Below are 567 nucleotides of genomic sequence, written 5' to 3'. Positions count from 1 at the left end.
GCCGACCTTCTCGTAGTCGATGATCTTTTGCGCCGTCCGCTCGGTCGGCCATGGCTTTCGCTTGCCGTCGACGTTGCGACGCGCTGCGTGGTGGGCTTCTACGTCGGCATGGATCGCCCAGGCGCAGCGACCGTTGCCTTGTTGCTCACACGAGTTGTGCTGCCCAAAGCGGAATGGCTCGAGAAGCTCGGCGTTCAGGCTGAATGGCCAATGCATGGCGTGCCCCGCGTGCTGCACCTGGACAATGCCGCGGAGTTCAAAAGTCGAGCGTTACTTGCGGGATGCGCCGAGTATGGCATCGAGCTCATGTACCGGCCAGTTGGACGCCCGCACTTCGGTGGTCATATCGAGAGACTTAACCGCACTTTGATGGAACGTGTCCACGGTCTACCAGGCAGCACAGGATCCTCGCCGAAAGGCCGAAAAGCGCGCGCACCAGAAAAACAGGCTGCCTTGACTTTGCACGAATTCGAGCAATGGCTCGCGCTTGAAATAGCCCAGCGCTATCATCACAGCGCCCACCGCGGGCTGCTGGGCGCCACGCCCGCAAGCACGTGGACGAGCCTG

At 61.6% G+C, this 567-nt stretch carries 2 pseudogenes; one reads left to right on the top strand and one right to left on the bottom strand.

Going from position 1 to position 567, the window contains the following annotated elements:
- Window positions 1-216 (bottom strand): annotated as a pseudogene (locus BG60_RS40125) (hypothetical protein); the annotation flags it as partial.
- A 12-nt stretch (window positions 217-228) separates the two neighbouring features.
- Between BG60_RS40125 and BG60_RS36195 the strand changes: the two are divergent.
- A pseudogene (locus tag BG60_RS36195) lies at window positions 229-567 on the top strand (Mu transposase C-terminal domain-containing protein); the annotation flags it as partial.

It is taken from the genome of Caballeronia zhejiangensis (assembly GCF_000698575.1).
Lineage (GTDB): Bacteria > Pseudomonadota > Gammaproteobacteria > Burkholderiales > Burkholderiaceae > Caballeronia > Caballeronia zhejiangensis.
The sequence above is the reverse complement of the archived record's forward strand: the minus strand, read 5'-3'. Positions and strand labels throughout refer to the sequence as shown.